Genomic DNA, 17,723 nt, shown 5'->3' on the forward strand with positions numbered 1-17,723 from the left:
GCGGTCGGCTTGGCACGCGAAGTCGAGGCCGGGCAGCGCCTCGAGGTCACCGACTTGCGCGGCTAGCCGAACAAGCGCTCCCGCGTGAGCACGGTGAAGCTGTTGTTCTCTGTTGCCCCGTCGTTGGTTTGGTCGGAATAGTAGTTGGCCCCAAGGTGGACACCGACCAGAAAGGAGCGTGTACCCGTCGAGTCGATGGCGAAGATAGGTCCACCGGAGTCTCCCTCGAGTGCGGTGTCCGTGGGTGTGGAGGGGAAGCTGAAGACCTGCTCGTAGCCCTCGTCGGTCGTGGCGATATAGTTCGAGGTGGCGTTGACCGCGGCGACATCGACCATCCGCTCGCGAAATTCGTAGCCGGCCATCGCCGAATCGGCGATCTTGCCGTAGCCGAACTGCAGCAGCTTGTAGTTTTTGCGTGGAGAGAAGCCCCAGCCGTTGGCGAGCATCTCTTGGGCGTCGTCTTCCTCGAATGTTTCGAACAGAGGTCGGCCGCCATCAAGTGCCTGGCGCTGCCATGAAGGTGAGGTGAACAGCCAGGATATACCTTTGCTTCGATCGACGTGGGCATTTACCTGTGTAGCGAACGACAAGTCCGAGCATTTGAGCAAGCAGACGTCGTAGTGTTGATCTTCGACGGTCTCGTCGGGGTAGCGAATGCTGGCGATGGTCGCAGTACAGACGCCGCCAGCGTGTTTGCGCAGCTCCACGGAGATTTTCTGCTTGAAGTACTTCTCGAGGGCTTCCCCAGATTTGCCCGTACCCTTCCCTGCGACGTGGAGATTGTGCTTTGCCGTGAGGATGTAGACGTCGGGACCTTTGGTGAGGAACACGACGCCGCTGCCAGTGAAGACACCGCCTTGAACTCCGCCGGTCAGTTTAACCGTCATCATACGGAGCAGCCTGATGTGCGCGGGGTCGAGTTCCTCGTCGATGTAGGTCGCCGTAGCTTGAGAGGTCAGGGCCTCGAGCAGCATGGCGAGAGCCTATCCCCAGGGAGGCGGAAGGCCAAAAAGGTGGAGCGAGTGGGGCTCTTGACCTCGGTCGCCACCCGCGAGGCTGTCGACTGGGTCGCGCAACCAAAGATCTGCCCTACGACTCGACCGCCACCGCGATCGAGCCGCGCGCGACCACCCGCCGACCAACCGCAGCGCTGACCTCGACGCGATGAACCGGCCCGCGCCCTCCGACCAGCCGCGCCGCGTACTCGAGCAGGTCTCCAGGCTCGACCACGTGCAGCAGCTTGACCTCGACGGACGCGAGCAAACCCCGATGCGCGACGGCTTCAGGCTCGCGCGCCGCCGCCAGGTCCACCGTCAACGCCCCGTCCTCACCGATCAGCGGCAACAGCACCCCGAGCAGGTTCGCGGTCTGGGCCAGTCCCTCGATCGTCAACACCCCCGGCCAGATCGGCCGACCCGGAAAGTGGCCCGCGAGGATCGGGTGGTCCGCCGCCACTCGAAAGCTGGCCCGGAGCTCGGACCGCGGCGGCCCGTGGAAGGCGGTCACGCGATCGACCAGCAGGATCGGCGATCGATGGGGCAACAGCACCTCGATACCCGAACGCTCGAGCGGCGCAGCCAGCAAATTCATGCGAGCGCCTCGACCGCGGCGTCCAGCTCTCGGCGGCTCTCGACCCGGTGGATCCGCAATTGCCCAGCGTCGATCTGTGCGCCCAGGTTCGCCCGCAGCAACCCGGCGAGCGTCTTGCTTGGGCCCACGAGCACGACGTCGCCAACCTCGAGCTCAGCCAGCGTGCGCAGGCACGCGGACCAGCGCACGGTCCCTGTCATCTGCGCGACGAAGGGGGCGACAAAGTCGTCATTCGGCCTGCACAGACGGCCGTCTTGGTTGGCAACAATCCCGATCGTGCGCGGCCGGGCGGTGGCGGCCGCCGCTTCGACGGCGGCCCGAAACGCGTCCACGCCGTCGGCCATCAGGCGGCTGTGCCAGGCCCCGTCGGTGGCCACGAAGGTCCCGCCCACGCGACCCGCGATCACCCCCAGCGCCGCCCGCTCGCCCGACAACACCCACTGACCAGGAGCGTTGTGAACAGCCACATCGACGACCCCATGCGCTCGCCCGAGCGCGAGCGCGGCGTCGAGCACAGCGCTGTCATCCGCCCCAACCTCCAGCCGCAGCGCCAGCATCCCGCCAGGACGCGCCCGCGCGAGCTCGGCGAGGATCGCCCCGCGCCGCGCGGCGAGCGTGACAGCCTCGCTCGCCGTGATCGCCCCGCTCGCCGACCAGGCCGCCAGCTCACCCAGCGAGTGCCCCAGACACAGCTGCCACGCCACCCCGCGCTCGGCCAGGGTCGCGAGGATCGTCAAATTGACCGCGGTCAGCAGCGGCTGAACCACCTGCGTGTGATGCAGGCCGGGCCCGCCGCGGCGTAGCAGCTTGCTGGCATCGAACCCACCGAGCGCCGCCGCGAGCTCGACGAGCGGCGACGCTGGCCCAACCAAGTCGCCACCCATGCCCGGATGCTCGGCCCCGTGCCCGGCGAACAGCACGGCGATCACAGCGACAGACCCCCGTCGACGATCAGGCACTGACCCACCACGTAGCTGCTCGCGTCGCTGACCAGGAACGCGACGGCCGCGGCCAGCTCCTCGGCCTGCCCCGGCCGACCCGCGGGAATGTGGGCGGCCCACTGCTCGACCAGATCCCGACGCATGCGCTTGAACATGCCCGCGTCGAACATGCCGGGCACCACCGCGTTGACCCGCACGCCGCGAGGGATCAGCTCCAACGCCAGCGCCCGCGTCAGCGCCTCGATCCCACCCTTGGCGGCCGTGTACGCGGCCCGGGCCGGGCGCCCGCGCTGCACGGTGACCGACGAGACGTTGACGATCGTCCCGCGCCCGGCGGCCAGCATTGGACGCACGACCGCGCGGCAGCAGTTCGCGGTGCCATCGAGGTTGTGGGCCAGCGACTCGCGCCAGCTGTCGGCGCTCGACATCGCAAACAGCTCGTCGCGGGCCACGCCCGCGTTGTTGACCAGGATCTCGATGCTCCCGCGCCGGGTCACGAGCTCGTCGACGATCGCCTGGACCGCGGCGGCGTCGGTGATCTCGATCGCCACACACTCGCCCGAGCCGCCGGCCGCGAGGATCGTGTCGAGCACCCGCTGCGCGTCCTCGGCCCGGCGGCGGTAGCCCACGACCACGTGCGCGCCGTCGTGGGCGAGCCGCGTGGCGATCGCGGCACCCAGCCCGCGCGACGCGCCGGTGACCAGGGCCGTGCGTCCGGCCAGCGGGGGCTCAGACCAGGTCGATGAGCCCATCGGCCTCTCGCGTGGCAAAGGTGTGGCGCTGGGGATCCACGGACAAGCTCGAGCTGCGGACCAGCGGCGCGACGGCGGTGGCGAGCAGCGGCTGACCGCTCGCGTCTGTCAGCGACAAGCCTGGCTCGGACCACGCGAGCTCGAGCAGCGCGATCCCAACGTGGGCGCCCACGGCCGCCGATCGATGCGCGAGCAAGACCTCGCCGACCCGGGTGCCCTCGCGCCATAACGCTGCGCCTGCCGCTGGCGTCTGCGCGTTGTCGGCCACGAACCAGCGGATCTGATGAACCGGCTCCCCGCGCGCTCGGGCGGCTCGCAGCGCGGCCATTCCGGGGACCTCGCGGGTGTCCGAGATCCGACACTGCAGCTGCAGCTCGAGCGGCGAGCGCCCCCGCAGCGCGCTCTCCCGGGCGCAGAAGAACCCCGTCTCGATCGCGCACAGATCGATCGCCGCGTCGCTGACCTCGCGCAGCTCGAACCCCTCACCAAGCTCGCGCAGGCGCTGCTCGGCCGCGCTGGCCTGCGCGCGCGGGATCAACAGTTGGTAGGCGTACTCGCCGGTCTTGCCCATGCGAAACGCGAGCCCGCCGAGCTCGGGCAGGTCGAAGAAATTCAGGTACGGGATCCCGAGCACCTCGGGCCCGACCAGCCGGTCCATCAGCTCCCAGGCGAACGGACCGCTCAGATCCAGGCATGCGTGGGTGTCTTCGAGATCGAGGATCTCCACCGACTCACCGGGCGTGATCGCGTCGCGCAGGTAGTCGAGGAGCTCGGTCCGACTCGGACCTTCGACGAACAGCACGAAGTCGTCATCGTCGGCGGCCGCGTGTACGTCGGCCCAGGCGTGGCCGCGCGGATCCAGGAACAAGGTGTGCAGGATCTGCCCGCTGCGAATGAACACGTCGCGCGAGCTCAGGCGATCGATCAGGTCGAAGGCCGCCGGCCCCTGCACGCGAACGCGGCGGAGATCCGGTGCACAGATCAGCCCAACGCGACGCCGCAGCGCCTCGCAGTCGCGCGCCAGCGGGGAGGGATCATCGGCCGCAAAGCGCAGCGGGGTGGGCGGCTCGGCTTCGCCACCGTCGGCGCTGGCCAGCGCGTGGTCGAGCAGCACCTCCACCAAGGTCCCGAGCGTGCGCAGGGCCTGCCGACTCTCTGGCGTGTCACCCACACGGACCCGGCGTCGCCGCTCGATCTCGACCGCGAGATCGACGGCGTCGACCGAGTCGAGCGCCAGCCCTGACCCAAACAAGATGGTGTCTGGATCGAGCTGCTCGGGCGGCAGCGTCACCCGCAATCGCTCGATCAGGATCGCCCGAAGCTCGTCGAGGATCTCGTGACGCAGCGTGATGATCTCTTGCTCGCTCGCGGTCATGGGCCAGCGACACCATCGCACACACGCGCGCGACCGGCTGCTGGATTACGCGTCAGCTCGACACGTCATGGGCCTCCAACGCGATCGCACACGCCAGCGCGCCGCGATGCTGATCCACGATCAGCGCCCGCTCGATCTCCCCTGCACGGATCGCGGAGCAGGCCCGCGCGACCGCGGCTTGGCTCAGCGGCGGTTGCTCGTGCCCGGTGTACAGGCTCGGCTCGACCGAGGCGGCGTCCCAGCCCGCGCGCTCGAGCACCTGTCGCCGCGCCTGGTCCCCGGCGGTGGCTGGCGCGAGCGCGTGCGCGACGACCCGAACCACTCGACCCGCCCGCGGAGCCACGTCGAGCGCCAAGCCGACCGCGTGAGCGTGCTCGAGATCCCCGCACAGCTCCCCCGCCAGCATCGTCCGCGCGGCGCCCTCTCGCGCGGCCTCGACCGCGTGGACCAGCGCGACCAGCCCCGCGCACCGACCCTCCGTGGTCACGCCAAACGGACCACGCAGTCCCAGCGCCGAAGCACAGGCCGACGCCGGGTGCCCCAGAAAGGTCTCCGTGAAGATGTTGGCGCTCGCGCCGTAGAGCCCCTCGCGGGCGTACTCGGTCGCGAGCAGCTGGGTCTGAGCGAGCGACACCTGGGCCTGCCCCACGAACAGACCGGTTGGATCGCGCCGCGACGGTCGCAGGCCGGCCGCGCGCAGGGCCTCACCAAGCGCGACGCACAGGGCCACGGTCCAGGTCCCGAGCGGGCGCAGATCCACACCGCGAACGGCCCGGCACAGATCCAAGCTCGCAACTTGGGTAGGATCGACGACGGCGGCCCCACAGATATAGACCTCGCGCCGCGCCAGCTCGCTGTCCGCCATCGCAGGCTCGCGGGTCACGACCAGCGCCGCGTTCGAGCCCCCAAACCCCGCGTTGACGCTGACGAGCGTACGCGGCCCGCCCACCCGCGGTCGCGGCCCCACGACATCCGGTGGCGCGCCGGGCCGCGGCTGCGTGAAGCCGATCGTCGGCGGGTGAGCGTCGTGCTCGAGCGCGATCAGGCTCGCGACCAGCTCGACCAGCCCGCACGCGCCCTGGGTATGGCCAACCAACGACTTGAGCGACGACACGGCCACGCCCTGCCCCGCCAGCGCGCGCGAGAGACCGACCCACTCGGCGCCGTCGTTGGCGGCGGTCCCGGTTCCATGCGCGCTGACGTGCGCGACCAAGCTGGGATCACAGCCCGCCAGCGCCAGCGCCGACTCGAGCGCGCGCGCGACCCCGTCGCCGCCTGGGTGCGGCTGGGTCGGGTGATGAGCATCGTTGGCGCTGCCCCACCCCGACACCCGCAGGCCCTCGCCCTGCCCGCTCGGACCCGGCGAGGACTCGAGCAGCAGCGCCCCGGCCCCCTCGCCCAGGCTGGTCCCGATCAAGCTCGAGAACGGCACGCAGGGCGTCTCGGCGAGGAGCCCGAGCTGATCGAAGCCAGCGATCACGCGCGGCGTGATCACGTCGCTGGCGACGACGAGGACCCGCGCCGCGTCGCCGCTCGCGACCAGCCGCGCCCCGATCCCCACCGCCAAGGTCGCGCTCGCGCAGGCGACCGACACCCCCAACCGTGGCCCATCCAGCCCGAGCTCGTCGGCGAGCGTGGCCGCGAGCTCGGCCATCAGCATGTGGTGATCTTCGACGTTCGACGCCCACACCAGCGCGGTCTCGGCCCGACCGCTCGGCACCAGGTCAGCTGCGGCCTGCCCCGCCGCGTGCCGGGCCATGGCCAGACACAGCTGCGCCGCGCTCTGATCCGGCGCGACCGTGTGCTTCAGCGTCGGCTCGATCGCCGCGCTCGCGACCCAGGCGTTGCGCCCGGGCGGCACCGAGAACCGCCGCACCGGACCGATCGCGGTCACCCCGGAGCACATCGCCGCCCAGACCTCCGCAGCGGAACCGCCGGCACCACACACGATGCCCGCACCGGTGATCCACACTCTCGTCATGGACGCGCGCAGGGCTTGGATGTTAGCAGTCGATCTGCATGGCGGATAGCTTCGAGGTTGCGATCCTCGGCGGAGGTCTGGCCGCCCAGTGCCTGGCTCGGCACCTGCGACGAGCTGGCGTGACCGGCCCGATCGTCGTGATCGATCGCGGCGCGCTGCCGATCCCTGCGACCACGCTCAAGCTCGGCGAGTCCACGGTCGAGGCCGGCGCGTGGTACCTGGGCCAGCGCCTGGGCCTGCACGATCGGCTGCTCGCCGAGCACGAGATGAAGTTCGGCCTGCGCTTCTTCTTCAGCGCAGGCAACAACGACGACGTGGGTGACCGGCTCGAGCTGGGCCCGCAGCACGCCGCCCGGTTCCGCCGGGGCCTGCGACCGCCGGCCTACCAGCTGCACCGCGGCCGGCTCGAGCACATGCTGACCCGGCTCAACGAAGCCGCTGGCGTGACCATGTGGCCGGGCACCCTGGTCGGCGAGATCACGCTGGCCACGACCAACGAACGCCACCGCGTCGAGCTGCGCGACCAGGCCAGCGGCCGCGCCCGCACGATCCACGCGCGCTGGCTGATCGACGCCAGCGGTCGCGCGGGGCTGTTGACCCGGCCCCAGCAGCTGCGTCGCCCGCTCGCGCATCGGGTCCGCGTCGCGCATGGCTGGGTCGCCGGGCGGATCGATCCCGAGCGCTGGACCGCCCGCCCCGAGTTTGGCGATCGGATCGAGCCCGACCTGCGCTGGCGCAGCACGGTCCACTTGATCGGGCCGGGCTACTCGATCTGGATGATCCCCGTGGATCCGCAGATCACCTCGATCGGGGTGGTCGCGCGGGCCGGCGGCGGGGTGCTCGACCCGATCAGCGACGCGGCCACGCTCAACCGCTGGCTCGCCGAGCGCGAGCCCCAGCTGGCGGCCACGATCGCCCGCAGCGCGTGGATCGACGGACCCCACTTCGGCGATGTCGAGGCCCACGTGTCGCGGGTGGTCGTGTCGCCGCGGCGGTTTGCCGTCTGTGGTGAGGCGGCCGCCCACCTCGACCCGCTGTATTCTTCGGGCTTCGATCTGCTGGCGATCGCCAACGAGCTGATCGTCGCCACGGTGCTCGACGACGCCCAGGCTCGCCCGCTCGCGCCGATCTGCGAGCAGCGCAACGTCGTGTTCGCCCAGGTCGCCCGGCAGCTGCTCAGCGTCTACGCGGACGCCTACCGCCTGCTCGACGCCCCGCGAATTGCCACCCACAAGATCACCTGGGACATCGCTACTTACCTGGGCTACCTCGCGCCGCTGATCATGTCGGGGACGTTTGCGCAGGCCCAGCCGCTCGCCGATCACATCCAGATCGCCGCGCGGGTGGTCCGGCTCAACCGCCGCATGCAGCAGCTATTCTCGAGCTGGCGGGCGCGCGCGGGTCGAGCCGGCCACGAGGTCCCGTCGGTCAACCTCGCCCACCTGCCGCCGGTTGCCAGCTGCTTCGCGCGGCTCGGCGACATGGACCCGAGCGACCCACCCGCGCGCTGGCACCAATTGCTGCGAGACAACCTGCGGCTGCTCGAGGATCAGGCGATCGCTACTTTCCTGGACGCCGCCGCCGACCTCGGCCTCACGCTCCCCGACGGCAGGATCGACGCCCACGCGATCAGCCTCGAGCCCCGGGCCTGGGCCGCCGACGGCCTGATCCTGCGCGAGCCAACCCCACACGACACGGAGACCGCCGAGCAACGCGTGAGCGCGACCCGGCGCGGGATGTCGGGGCAGGGTTCGCTCAGCTCACCTTTGGTACTCGAGCCAGATACACGATCCCCGTCACCAGCAGACCGATCCCCGGCGTAATCGGAATTGCTCCGATCCCAAGGGTGAACGGCGCCGCCGCTGCGCCCACGATGATCAGCGCGATCCCGATCCCCAACATCACGCCGCCGGCGCGGCGGGTTCGCTCGGCGCGGGCCCGCTGCGCGACCGACCACGGCGGCGGCGCGGCCTTTTGTACATCCCGGCGGTTCACGACCAGTCGCCGCGCGCGGGTCGTGTTCAGCACCACCTCTGCGCCGTTGGACGACCGCACGAAGTACACGTCGGCGTCGATGTTCCTGATCTTGACGTGGGCCCACTGGCCAATGAAGTACTCGATCGGCGCCGTCGCAATGAACTCGCCCGCCATGACCACGGGCGGACCGGCGCGATCGTAGGTCGGCAGCACGCCCTCGGTGTCAGTGCTGCTGGGCGGTGGCTGCTCGCTCTCACCGACCGCCGGCTCGCTCGAAGCTGGCACCGAGGGCGCCTGGGTCGTCGGGTCACCCGGCTGCCCGAGCGCCGGCCCAGCTTCGTCACCGGGCTCGTCGGGCAGCACGGGCGGCCCCTCGGCGGCCCGCGCCAGCAAGCGATTCGAGCGGGTCGCAAACTCGGCCATCACCAGCCCTGGGTCTTGCCGCTCGAGTCGCCAGCTGAGCTGCTTGGCGGTCCGACGCAGGCGATCGCGGGAGGCCAGCGGCGTGCCCACGCTCTCGCTGAGCTGCTCGAAGATGTCGCAGACCTCCATGGGCAGCCGCGGCTTGTCGCGCAGGACCTGCAAGAGGTCGTCGTTGTTGCCCTCGGCCATGGTCTCGACCTGCGAGAGCGAGCCGAGCACCGACGCGTCGATGTCGACGGCGGTCCGTCGAATGATCTTGCGCAGGTCTGGATCGTCGCGGCCGAACTCGTGGGCCGCGCCCGCGACCAGCATCGTGCGCAGGTGCTCTTGCAGCTGCATGTCGTGGTAGCGAACCATCGCCGGGGCGTGCCCCGTCTTGGCGCCCAGGCCCTGGTAGTCGGCGTGATAGCGAAACTCCTTCGTGCCTTCGAGCAGCGCCTCGAGCCGATCGAGCTCACGACCACGACGCCCGCCCGGGCCCGCGCTCGACCCAGCGCTCGAGGTCGACGACGCCGCGCACCCGGTCGAGGCCGCACCGACCACCGTCAGGCCACCTTGCAACAAGAAGTTTCGTCGATCGATCGAGATGCCGGCCATCCCCGCGAGCATGCCATGCCTGGCCAGCGGACAGGCTACAGATACTCGTCGACCACCCCAACCGGGGGATACGGGTTGCTGCTGGTCTGGTCGTCTGGACCCGGGCGGTACTTGACCAGCATCTCCGGGCCGATCAGCATGAAGTGTGGAAACCCCGAGCCGCGGTAGTGGCTAAAGATCAGCCCGTCCGGGTCGACGAGCAACGGGATCTTGTCATCGGGGTGCTGGTCGTACCAAACCGCCACATCCGCCCACGCAGCCGGCTCGCCGTCGTTGTTCTGCACCAAGAAGGTAATCCACCAGACGCGCCGCCTGGCGACCTTCTCGCGCACGGTGGGGTAGTAGGGATCGAAGTAGCCGAGCGCAAACTCGTACTCGCCCCACAGCCAGTCTGCGACAGCGTGGCACGGCCCACACCACTGCGCCGAGAGGTCGAACATCACGTACGCCCGCTGATCGTCCGCGTTGACGTAGTTCGTGAAGTCATAGAGGTCGACCAGCTCACCGTGACGGTCGAGGAACGCCTCACGCGGGACTCGTGCGCCAACGTCGATGCCGGCCGCGTCCCAGCTGCCTGGGTCGAGCGCGTCCTTGTCCGGGTTGTACGGCCAAAACCCGGTGTAGATGCGGCTGTCGTAGTCGAGCGGGTCGGTCCCTTCGGTCAGCTCCCAGCTGTCCCAGTAGCCGTCTGCGTCGGTGTCCACGTTGTGGGGATCGGTCCCGTGCTCCGCCTCCTGTTCGTCGGTCAGGCCGTCCTGGTCAGCGTCGGATGGCCCGGCTGGCCCGCCTGTCGTGTCGCTGCTGGTGTCCTCGGTAGCCGCATCGCTGCCGACCCCGTCACCAGCCTGGGCGTCGCATCCAAGCGTGAGAAACAACAACATCCACGTGTATCGCTGCGGTAGGTGTTCGCTCATCGCCAACCCAGCGTAGCGAAAACCACCCGATGTGAGAGCGGCGGCACACGAGGGTGGCATGAGGACAACACCCTATTGTGCTGGCGCCCACCTGCAGGAGGGCGCCAGCACAACGGCCCTGGACCCGGGGATCCCGGGCTGATATGTCTGCCCCGCGACGGTATGCGACCAAGGCCCCAACCGCGCGAGCCAAGCCCATGATCCGCGTGTTCGTTGCCGATGATCATGCGGTCGTGCGAGAGGGCCTCGCGCTGGTCCTCGAGGCCACGCCGGGCATGGTCTACGCGGGCGCGGCGGGCGAAACTCGCGAGTTGCTCGCAAAAGTTCGCGACGGGCAGTGGGACGTGCTGGTCCTCGATCTCTCGATGCCCGGGGGCGGCGGCCTCGAGATCCTGCGGCAGATCCAGGGCCTCCGACCCGACATCCGCACGGTCGTCTATTCCATGTACCCCGAGGAGCAGTATGGCGCCCGAGTGCTGCAGATGGGCGCCGCCGCCTACCTCTCGAAGAGCCGGTCGACCGATGAGTTGCTCGCGGCGATCTCCCGGGCGTACCAGGGGCTTCGCTACGTCACCCAGCCGATCGCCGAGCAATTCCTCGATCCGCGCTCGGGCGACGCGCTCGCACCGAGCCTGAGCGACCGCGAGCTACAGATCCTCGAGCTCATCGCCGACGGCGTCCGAACCTCGGATATCGCCGCGACCTTGTGTATCAGCGCGAGCACGGTCAGCACTCACCTCAAGCGGATCAAGGGCAAGTTTCGGGTCAGCTCGACGACGGAGCTGGTCCAAGCTGCGCTGCGGACGGGCGTGGTCGTCCGCGATCCGCCAGCGCCAGACTGACGCGGGTGCCCCCGGCTGCGAGCGACTCGATGTCGAGCGTCGCGCCCAGATCCCGCGCTCGCTCGCGCATCGACAGCAAGCCGTGCCCGCTGCCCGGGGCGGGGGCTGGGTCCGACGTCCGCCCGAGCCCGATCCCGATCCCGTCGTCGCAGATCTCCAGGACCATGCCCGGCCCCACGGTCGCGGCCCGAACGACGATGCGCGACGCGGACGCGTGGCGGATCGCGTTGGTCAGCGCCTCTTGGGCCACGCGATAGGCCGCCCGAGCGACCCGTGGATCCACGTCGACGAGCTTGGGATCGATCTCGGCGTCCAGCTCGGTCGTCGGCAGCGGACGCATGGTCGCGACCAGCTGCTCGAGGCTCGCGGCCAGATCCCCGCCGGGGGTCGGCTCGCGCCAGAGGTTGGAGACGATCCCGCGGGTGCTCGCGCGCAGGTCCTCGGTCAGTCGCACGACCCGCTCGAGCGTGGGCGCCCCGGCGGCGCGCGACTCCATCGCGTCGAGCTCTGCGCGCATGTGCTCGACGAGGCGCTCGGTCCGGCCCCCGAGCACGTCGGCGACCCGGCGGCGCTCCGCGGCGTGCAGCGCCGTCGCGCGCTCGGTCAGGGCGTCGAGCTCGCGGGTCTGCCACATCACCTGCTGCTCGAGCCCCAGCTTCGCGCGCTCGAGATCCCGCGCGAGCGTGAACTGCCGCCACGACAGGGTCCACACGATGTGACCGATCGTGACGCTGACCAGCGAGGCGACGATCATCGTGAGCACGAACGACCAGGTGTCAGGCGAGGCCCGCTCACCCGGGAACAGCACGAAGTAGCTCAGCACGAACGCGCCCGTGACCGCGGCGGTCAAGGTCAGGCGCCGTCGAAACCCCGAGAGGCTCAAGACCGTGACGAAGGGCAGCAGGTAGCAGTGATCGATCCACGGGAGGTCGAGGCCCGCGCGCTCGGCATTGCAGGCGCAGCCGACGATCGTCACGAGCACGATCCCGGAGAACGCCAGGTCGGGGCGTCGTCGCAGCGCGTCGATCTTGGCGAACCCGAGCCCGTAGACGACCGCCAGGGCCGGGCAGAACAGGCGAAACAGCGCGAGGCTGCGAGCGGCTTGCGAGTCGAGCAGCAGGTCGAGGGGCCACGCCAGCACGATCGCTGTCGCGAGCACCACGGCGCCGTGGCGAAGGTTGCGGAGCGTGCTCGCGCGCGAGCGCTCCGCGAACGCGTCCGCGTCGCGCCCAGCTGGCTGCGACGCGACGAGAGCCGCGCGCCAGGATGCCCAGGACTCCCTCATGCGCTCGGCTCCCGCGGCGGCAGGGGGGCCTCGACAGCGATCGCCGCAGGTGCCTCGCGGCGAAGCTCCACGCGCGCGCCGAGCATCCGAGCCCGCTCGATGATCTCGGCGAGCTCGTCGCTGACCAGGATGCCGTCGCGCGACTCGGACTGCGGGTCGGGCAGCACCCCCTCGGCCGTGACCCGGACCGCCAGGCCCGCGCCCATGGTGTCGAGCTCGATCGCCAGCCCCGCTGTGGACTCGAACCGGACGAACAGGCCGAGCGAGGCCTGCGCGATTCGATACAGGCCGATCCGCGCGGCCGAGCTCAGGCCCGCGCACGGGCCCGCGCGCTCGAGCGACGCGAGGCTCGGGTCCCAGCGCTCGCCGTCGATCGTCAGGCGGACGCTCGCGGGCGTGCTCGCGGCCAGCCCGGCGAGCGCAGGCAGGAGCCCGAGATCGTCGAGGCCGCTCGGCCGGAGGTCGCGGACGATCTCGTGGATCGCCGTGAACAGCTCGTCGAGCATGGCGTCGAGCCGAGCGAGGCGCGCGGCCGAGGGACCCGTGTCGACCTCGCGGCGCAAAAGGCCGATGCCGAGGCGCAGCCCCGTCAACACCTGCCCGGTCGCGTCATGGAGCTCGCGAGCGAGGCGCAGGCGCTCGTCCTCACGAGTGCCGACGATGTCGTAGTAGCCGGCCCGGAGCTCGGCCTGACGTCGAGTGATCCGCGCTTCCAACCCGCGATTGGTGGCCTCGAGCGCCTGCGCGGACGCGTGCGTGCGCTCGAGCAGGCGGGTCAAGGTGTGGCCGAGATAGACGCTCAAGCCGACGGCGAGACCCGCGACCAAGAGGTTGACCCACGCGAACTCGCGGCCGATCACCTCGGGGTTGAGCGCGACGTACAGGCCGATCCCGCCCGCGCTCAGGCCCGCGGTGATCATGACCCGGCGACCCAGGGGAACCAACAACGCACACGTCGCGAGCGGGAGCAGGTAGCCGAGGTCCATCCAGCCGCGATCGAGCGCGGCGTAGGGCCCGAGGCTGATCAAAGTCAGGGCCGTCGCGGCGAAGGCCCCGACGCTCAGAGCGGCCGCCGGGGATCGGCGCACGACGGGGACCCGCGCGACCAACCAGGCCAGCAACACGCAGCAGCCGACCGCGAGCAGGCGGTAGCAGGCAAACCGGATCAGGCCCTGTCGATCGGCCCCGACCACCAGCAGGTCCGTCGGCCAGAACAGCAACAGCGCGAGCGCCGAGCAGCCCGCGATGGTCGCCACGTTGGTGGCCGACAGCTCCCTCGCCCGGCGCTCGAAGCCCACGAGACCGTCGCGCAGTGGCTCGCTGGCGTCGGGGGGCGCCGCGTCGCGGGTGGGGGACATCTTCGCCATGAAAACGCGAATTGTACGGGCCGGCAAATGGAGGTCGCCATCCCTCGCACGCGGCGAAGCGATGGCGACCGCCTCAGCTCAGCTCAGCTCAGAGCTCGGGCCCCCAGACCTCGACCTCGGCGAGTGACAGGTAGTCGCTACCGTCGAGGCGGACGCGGACGTAGCGGCCGGTCGCGCCGCCCATGTCGAAGTCGCGACGCGCGGGTGAGGCCCCGGAGTGGGAGCGAGTGGCGACCACGTCGAGCTGCTCGTCGAGGAGCTCGACCTTGTAGTTGGACAGGCGCTGGCCGCAGCAGTCGGTCCGGTTGCGCACGGTCACGTCGTTGACGGTCCGCATCGATCCGAGATCGACCCGCCACCACGCCTGATTCTCGGATGCCGTGTGCGTTACAGACCCCTTGTCCCAATCGCCGTTGGTCCCACCGTCGACGGCACGACTGGCCGAGCCGCCGAACTCGGTCGACGACTGCGTCGTTGGCCGACCGTAGGCGAGGTTGCGATCGGGCTCATCCGCCCGGAGGATCCGGACCCGGTCAAAGTACACCGACCCCATCTCGCCAGCGTAGATCCCGACGCTGCCACCCCCGAGGGTGTTGTCGAGGCTGGTCAAGAGCTTGACGCCGTCGAGATACAAGTGGTGAGCGGTCCCCGAGCGGACCAACTTCAGCTCGTGCAACATCCCGGTGGTAAACTGGCAGGGGACCTCGCCGAGGATCGTCCCGACGCCATCCACGAACTTCACGATTCGCGCGAAGTTTCGCTTCTTGTCGACCGCGGCCCGATAGTAGTTTCCGGCGTCCTGGATCCCGTACATCAGGCCCCAGCTGTCAGTATCGTCAGGCCAGACGTCGGCGACGAGCGTCCCGTCGCGCATGTGACTGTCGAACGCCTCGAGGTAGGTCCCGCGCAAGAGACCGTCGGCTCCGATGCCCCACGAATTGCCAGTCATGTGAACCCAGTTGCCCGGCACGACCTGCCAGGCCGCGCTGTCGTGGGCGCCCTCGACCACGGTCAGCCAGCGCTCGGGGATCGAGTCGGGGCTCCAGGTCTCGTCGAACCGCTGGGTCCCAGCGTGGGGCAGGCTGACCGCGCCAAAGTCGATGGCCACGTTGCGCGCGTGGTCACGCGTGAACCTGGTGTGATGCTGTTCGTTGGATTCCCACGGCCAGGGGCTCGTCACGACCCACACGTGCTCGTACGCGACCGAGTAGTTGAGCTTGGTCAGGGCGACCCCTTCGAAGCCCTCGTCGGCCCAATACACGGTCTCGAATTCGGGTGAGAGCGTGGTCGTGGCCAGCGCTGGCGGACTCGCGACCTTGGAACTGTTGCCGTTGACGAGATCGTCCCAGCTGTCGTAAGCACCCTCGGGTGAATTCGACATCATGAAGCGCCAGGTCGAGCGACTGAGTGAGGAGTGATCGAAGACCTCGAAGTCCGGGATGTTCCGGCTCTCCGATGTCCCCTGGTTGACCGAGACGCTGACCGTGGGCACGCCGAACGACGCGGTGATCGAGGTCTCGGTGTTGGTCGAGCTCGTATAGGTCGTCTCCCCGTTGGGGGTCTGTGGCGCGTGCTTCTCGGCCACCAGCGCGTCGTGCAGCGGCTCGATGTCGATCGACACCGACTCCTGGTAGTAGCCGCGATCCTCGGAGGTGTCCTTGTACATCGTTCCGGCGCTGATCCCCGACCCCGTCTCGCTGACGATCATGTACTTGCGCTCGTCGTCGACGTCCACATACAAGTCGACGCGGAACCCGATGTTTCGCGTCACGGTCTGGGCGCCGCTCGAGATGCTCGTCGAGTGGTTGCTTGGCTCGACCAGGAACAACATGTGGCTGCCGTCGGGATAGCCGCCCGACGCGGCCAGCTCCGGCAGACCGGCGAGGTCGTCGATCAGCTCGACGACCTCGCTGCTCCCGACCCACGCGCCCGCGTCCAGCTGCAGCGCATCCGCTTCAGACAGTGGCTCGCCGGCCTCAGTGAGCAACTCCGGCTCGTCACCGAGCACGTGCAGCTTGAAGCCCCGGACCGGCGCGAGGCTCTCGGCCACGACCACCTTGCCCTCGACTCCGAACCCGACCGCCGCAGCCATCACGCTGGTGTCGTCGACGTTCGTGAACACGATCGGCGTACGCTGCCGCCAGGCCTCGTCGAACATCGGCTTCCACTCGGCGATGTCCTCCGCCGTCGACGACGAGATGTCGACGGCCAGCGCCCGACTCTCGCTCAAGGCGTCGAAGCGGACCGACGCGTCCATGCCGGCGGTCGAGACCAGCGCGATCTGGTCCCCGAGCTCGTCGATCAGCTCCGACCCCGATCCGAGCACCAGCACCCCGCCATCGGCTGGCGTGACGTCGAGGTCCGCGGCGGCGCTTGGCTCGACGTCCTGCTCGGCCTCGAGGGCGTCGGGCGCTGCACCGAACTCGGCCTCGTCGGCGTCGCAGGCACCGGCCACGAGGACCGCGAGGGTCAAGAGTCCAAACACGCCGCGGCTTGGGCCTCGACGCAGATTGAGAAGGTGATTGTGAGTATTTCCGATGGTCATGTCGTGTCCCCGTCTCGCCGGTCAAGCCCAGCGATGACGTTGGCAACATGGCAGCTCGGCCGTCGCAGCGCAGTCGAAGCAGTTTGAATCGGCTGTCGAATAAATTCGAATCTTCGACGCGACCCCGAGCTGATCGGCGCTCGACCGCTCAGGCCAAGACGACCGTACGCCGGGCCGCGTCGGTGCTGACCCCAGCAAAGCTCGCCGCTGTGCCGGGCAGCGCGACCACGTCGTAGAGCTCGTCAAACGGCGCGGGCAGATCCAGAACGTGCTCGACCGTCCGGCCGTCCGGGCTCAGCACCCGCACCCCGCAGCGAGCCGGCTCCGCGAACATCCCCAGCGGCAGCCCCAAGAACGCTCCGACTCGCCGCGGCCGCGACAAGGTCACCAGCGGATGCCCGCCGACGAACGACATCCCGCGCACGAACCCCGGCAGCTGCACGAGGCGCTGCACCGATCCGCCCGGCTCCACGCGCAGCAGCGTGCCCGACCCCGCCTCGAGCACCCACAGGCACCCGAGGTGGCTGCGTGGCGAGTGCGGCATGACGAGCTCGCCGACGACCACCGAGCCCGAGCACGTGTCGTACACCACCCCGTCGCCGGTCCGCAATCGCCAGCCCTGCGCCGCGTCGCTGCGCGCAAACATGCTCACGTAGCGCAGCCCCTCGTCGTCACAGCCGAGGCCGTTGAGGTGACAGCGATCCTCCGCGACGAGCTCGGTGACGAACGGCGGGCGCCAGCTCGGCTCGAAGCTCGCCGACTCCGAGAGCCGCCCCACGCAGTCGTACGCCGTCACCGCCATCGCCAACCCGCGACCCGGCTCGAGCGCCAGATCGTGCACGTCCAGATCCCCGGTGATCAGCTGGGCCCGCGGCAGCCACCCACGCCTACCCGCGTGCTCGAACCGCCACACACCAAGCGCGCACGCGATGAACAGCGTCCCCCCGGCGACCGCCAGCCCCATCGGCCGCGGCATCCCATGCACGCCAACCCCGACTGCTTCACCCTCCCCCGCCGAGATCGACAGCACACGGTCGGCGGCCGGCGCCGAGACCAGCAGCGAGACATCGTGCGCGCGCAGCCACCCCGACAGCCCCGGAGACACAGACGGCAGCACTGACCCGGGCGGCATCC

Annotated in this window: 14 protein-coding genes; 2 read left to right on the top strand and 12 right to left on the bottom strand. The window is 69.8% G+C overall.

The window, feature by feature from the left end; translation table 11 throughout:
• Positions 1-62: 62 nt before the first annotated feature.
• The 6 genes from ENSA7_RS11200 to ENSA7_RS11225 all read right to left on the bottom strand — a co-directional run bounded on the left by ENSA7_RS11200 (position 63) and on the right by ENSA7_RS11225 (position 6,639).
• A complete protein-coding gene (locus ENSA7_RS11200) occupies positions 63-974 on the bottom strand; it encodes a hypothetical protein (protein WP_106089246.1) in 912 nt (303 codons plus the stop codon).
• Positions 975-1,089: 115 nt separating this feature from the next.
• Positions 1,090-1,590 (bottom strand): 3-hydroxyacyl-ACP dehydratase FabZ family protein, encoded by a 501-nt coding sequence (locus ENSA7_RS11205; RefSeq protein ID WP_106089247.1) that lies wholly within the window; start codon positions 1,588-1,590, stop codon positions 1,090-1,092.
• Positions 1,587-2,549 (bottom strand): ACP S-malonyltransferase, encoded by a 963-nt coding sequence (locus ENSA7_RS11210; protein ID WP_181233640.1) that lies wholly within the window; start codon positions 2,547-2,549, stop codon positions 1,587-1,589. The genes ENSA7_RS11205 and ENSA7_RS11210 overlap by 4 nt, the downstream gene beginning before the upstream one ends.
• Positions 2,516-3,283: an SDR family NAD(P)-dependent oxidoreductase gene (locus ENSA7_RS11215; protein ID WP_106089249.1), complete on the bottom strand. Its 768-nt coding sequence runs from the start codon at positions 3,281-3,283 to the stop codon at positions 2,516-2,518. Before ENSA7_RS11215 ends, ENSA7_RS11210 begins: the two co-directional genes overlap by 34 nt.
• A complete protein-coding gene (locus tag ENSA7_RS11220; protein ID WP_106089250.1) occupies positions 3,261-4,658 on the bottom strand; it encodes a phosphopantetheine-binding protein in 1,398 nt (465 codons plus the stop codon). Before ENSA7_RS11220 ends, ENSA7_RS11215 begins: the two co-directional genes overlap by 23 nt.
• Positions 4,659-4,710: 52 nt before the next feature.
• Entirely contained in the window at positions 4,711-6,639 is a 1,929-nt protein-coding gene (locus ENSA7_RS11225; protein ID WP_106089251.1) for a beta-ketoacyl synthase N-terminal-like domain-containing protein, read from the bottom strand.
• A 38-nt stretch (positions 6,640-6,677) separates the two neighbouring features.
• Here ENSA7_RS11225 and ENSA7_RS11230 point away from each other — a divergent pair, with 38 nt between their 5' ends.
• On the top strand, positions 6,678-8,462 hold the full coding sequence (locus ENSA7_RS11230; protein WP_106089252.1) for an NAD(P)/FAD-dependent oxidoreductase: 1,785 nt from the start codon (positions 6,678-6,680) through the stop codon (positions 8,460-8,462).
• Here ENSA7_RS11230 and ENSA7_RS11235 read toward each other — a convergent pair.
• Entirely contained in the window at positions 8,395-9,636 is a 1,242-nt protein-coding gene (locus ENSA7_RS11235; protein ID WP_106089253.1) for a hypothetical protein, read from the bottom strand. The two genes, ENSA7_RS11230 and ENSA7_RS11235, sit on opposite strands and share 68 nt — an antisense overlap.
• 35 nt (positions 9,637-9,671) lie before the next feature.
• Entirely contained in the window at positions 9,672-10,550 is an 879-nt protein-coding gene (locus ENSA7_RS11240) for a TlpA family protein disulfide reductase (RefSeq protein ID WP_146157579.1), read from the bottom strand.
• A gap of 197 nt (positions 10,551-10,747) precedes the next feature.
• Between ENSA7_RS11240 and ENSA7_RS11245 the strand changes: the two genes are divergently transcribed.
• Positions 10,748-11,392, top strand: a complete 645-nt coding sequence (locus tag ENSA7_RS11245) for a response regulator (RefSeq protein ID WP_181233641.1) — start codon at positions 10,748-10,750, stop codon at positions 11,390-11,392.
• Here the strand turns inward: ENSA7_RS11245 and ENSA7_RS11250 are convergent.
• The 4 genes from ENSA7_RS11250 to ENSA7_RS11265 form a co-directional block, all read right to left on the bottom strand.
• Positions 11,316-12,677 (bottom strand): sensor histidine kinase, encoded by a 1,362-nt coding sequence (locus ENSA7_RS11250; RefSeq protein ID WP_106089256.1) that lies wholly within the window; start codon positions 12,675-12,677, stop codon positions 11,316-11,318. The two genes, ENSA7_RS11245 and ENSA7_RS11250, sit on opposite strands and share 77 nt — an antisense overlap.
• Positions 12,674-14,044 carry a sensor histidine kinase gene (locus ENSA7_RS11255; protein ID WP_106089257.1) on the bottom strand — a complete coding sequence of 457 codons (1,371 nt, stop codon included), beginning with the start codon at positions 14,042-14,044 and terminating at the stop codon, positions 12,674-12,676. Before ENSA7_RS11255 ends, ENSA7_RS11250 begins: the two co-directional genes overlap by 4 nt.
• Before the next feature lie 88 nt (positions 14,045-14,132).
• Positions 14,133-16,529 carry a galactose-binding domain-containing protein gene (locus ENSA7_RS11260; RefSeq protein ID WP_106089258.1) on the bottom strand — a complete coding sequence of 799 codons (2,397 nt, stop codon included), beginning with the start codon at positions 16,527-16,529 and terminating at the stop codon, positions 14,133-14,135.
• Positions 16,530-16,737: 208 nt separating this feature from the next.
• The gene (locus ENSA7_RS11265; protein WP_106089259.1) at positions 16,738-17,721 is read right to left on the bottom strand and encodes a TIGR03032 family protein; all 984 of its coding nucleotides are present in this window, start codon (positions 17,719-17,721) and stop codon (positions 16,738-16,740) included.
• Between the last annotated feature and the right edge of the window lie 2 nt (positions 17,722-17,723).

The sequence above is a fragment of the Enhygromyxa salina genome, from assembly GCF_002994635.1.
Classification (GTDB): Bacteria; Myxococcota_A; Polyangia; order Nannocystales; family Nannocystaceae; genus Plesiocystis; species Plesiocystis salina_B.

Coding starts and splice junctions, on each gene's coding strand:
- ENSA7_RS11200 (WP_106089246.1), bottom strand. CDS start 974: ATGCTGCTCGAGGCCCTGACCTCTCAAGCTACGGCGACCTACATCGAC.
- ENSA7_RS11205 (WP_106089247.1), bottom strand. CDS start 1,590: ATGAATTTGCTGGCTGCGCCGCTCGAGCGTTCGGGTATCGAGGTGCTG.
- ENSA7_RS11215 (WP_106089249.1), bottom strand. CDS start 3,283: ATGGGCTCATCGACCTGGTCTGAGCCCCCGCTGGCCGGACGCACGGCC.
- ENSA7_RS11220 (WP_106089250.1), bottom strand. CDS start 4,658: ATGACCGCGAGCGAGCAAGAGATCATCACGCTGCGTCACGAGATCCTC.
- ENSA7_RS11225 (WP_106089251.1), bottom strand. CDS start 6,639: ATGACGAGAGTGTGGATCACCGGTGCGGGCATCGTGTGTGGTGCCGGC.
- ENSA7_RS11230 (WP_106089252.1), top strand. CDS start 6,678: ATGGCGGATAGCTTCGAGGTTGCGATCCTCGGCGGAGGTCTGGCCGCC.
- ENSA7_RS11235 (WP_106089253.1), bottom strand. CDS start 9,636: ATGGCCGGCATCTCGATCGATCGACGAAACTTCTTGTTGCAAGGTGGC.
- ENSA7_RS11240 (WP_146157579.1), bottom strand. CDS start 10,550: ATGAGCGAACACCTACCGCAGCGATACACGTGGATGTTGTTGTTTCTC.
- ENSA7_RS11245 (WP_181233641.1), top strand. CDS start 10,748: ATGATCCGCGTGTTCGTTGCCGATGATCATGCGGTCGTGCGAGAGGGC.
- ENSA7_RS11250 (WP_106089256.1), bottom strand. CDS start 12,677: ATGAGGGAGTCCTGGGCATCCTGGCGCGCGGCTCTCGTCGCGTCGCAG.
- ENSA7_RS11255 (WP_106089257.1), bottom strand. CDS start 14,044: ATGGCGAAGATGTCCCCCACCCGCGACGCGGCGCCCCCCGACGCCAGC.
- ENSA7_RS11265 (WP_106089259.1), bottom strand. CDS start 17,721: ATGCCGCCCGGGTCAGTGCTGCCGTCTGTGTCTCCGGGGCTGTCGGGG.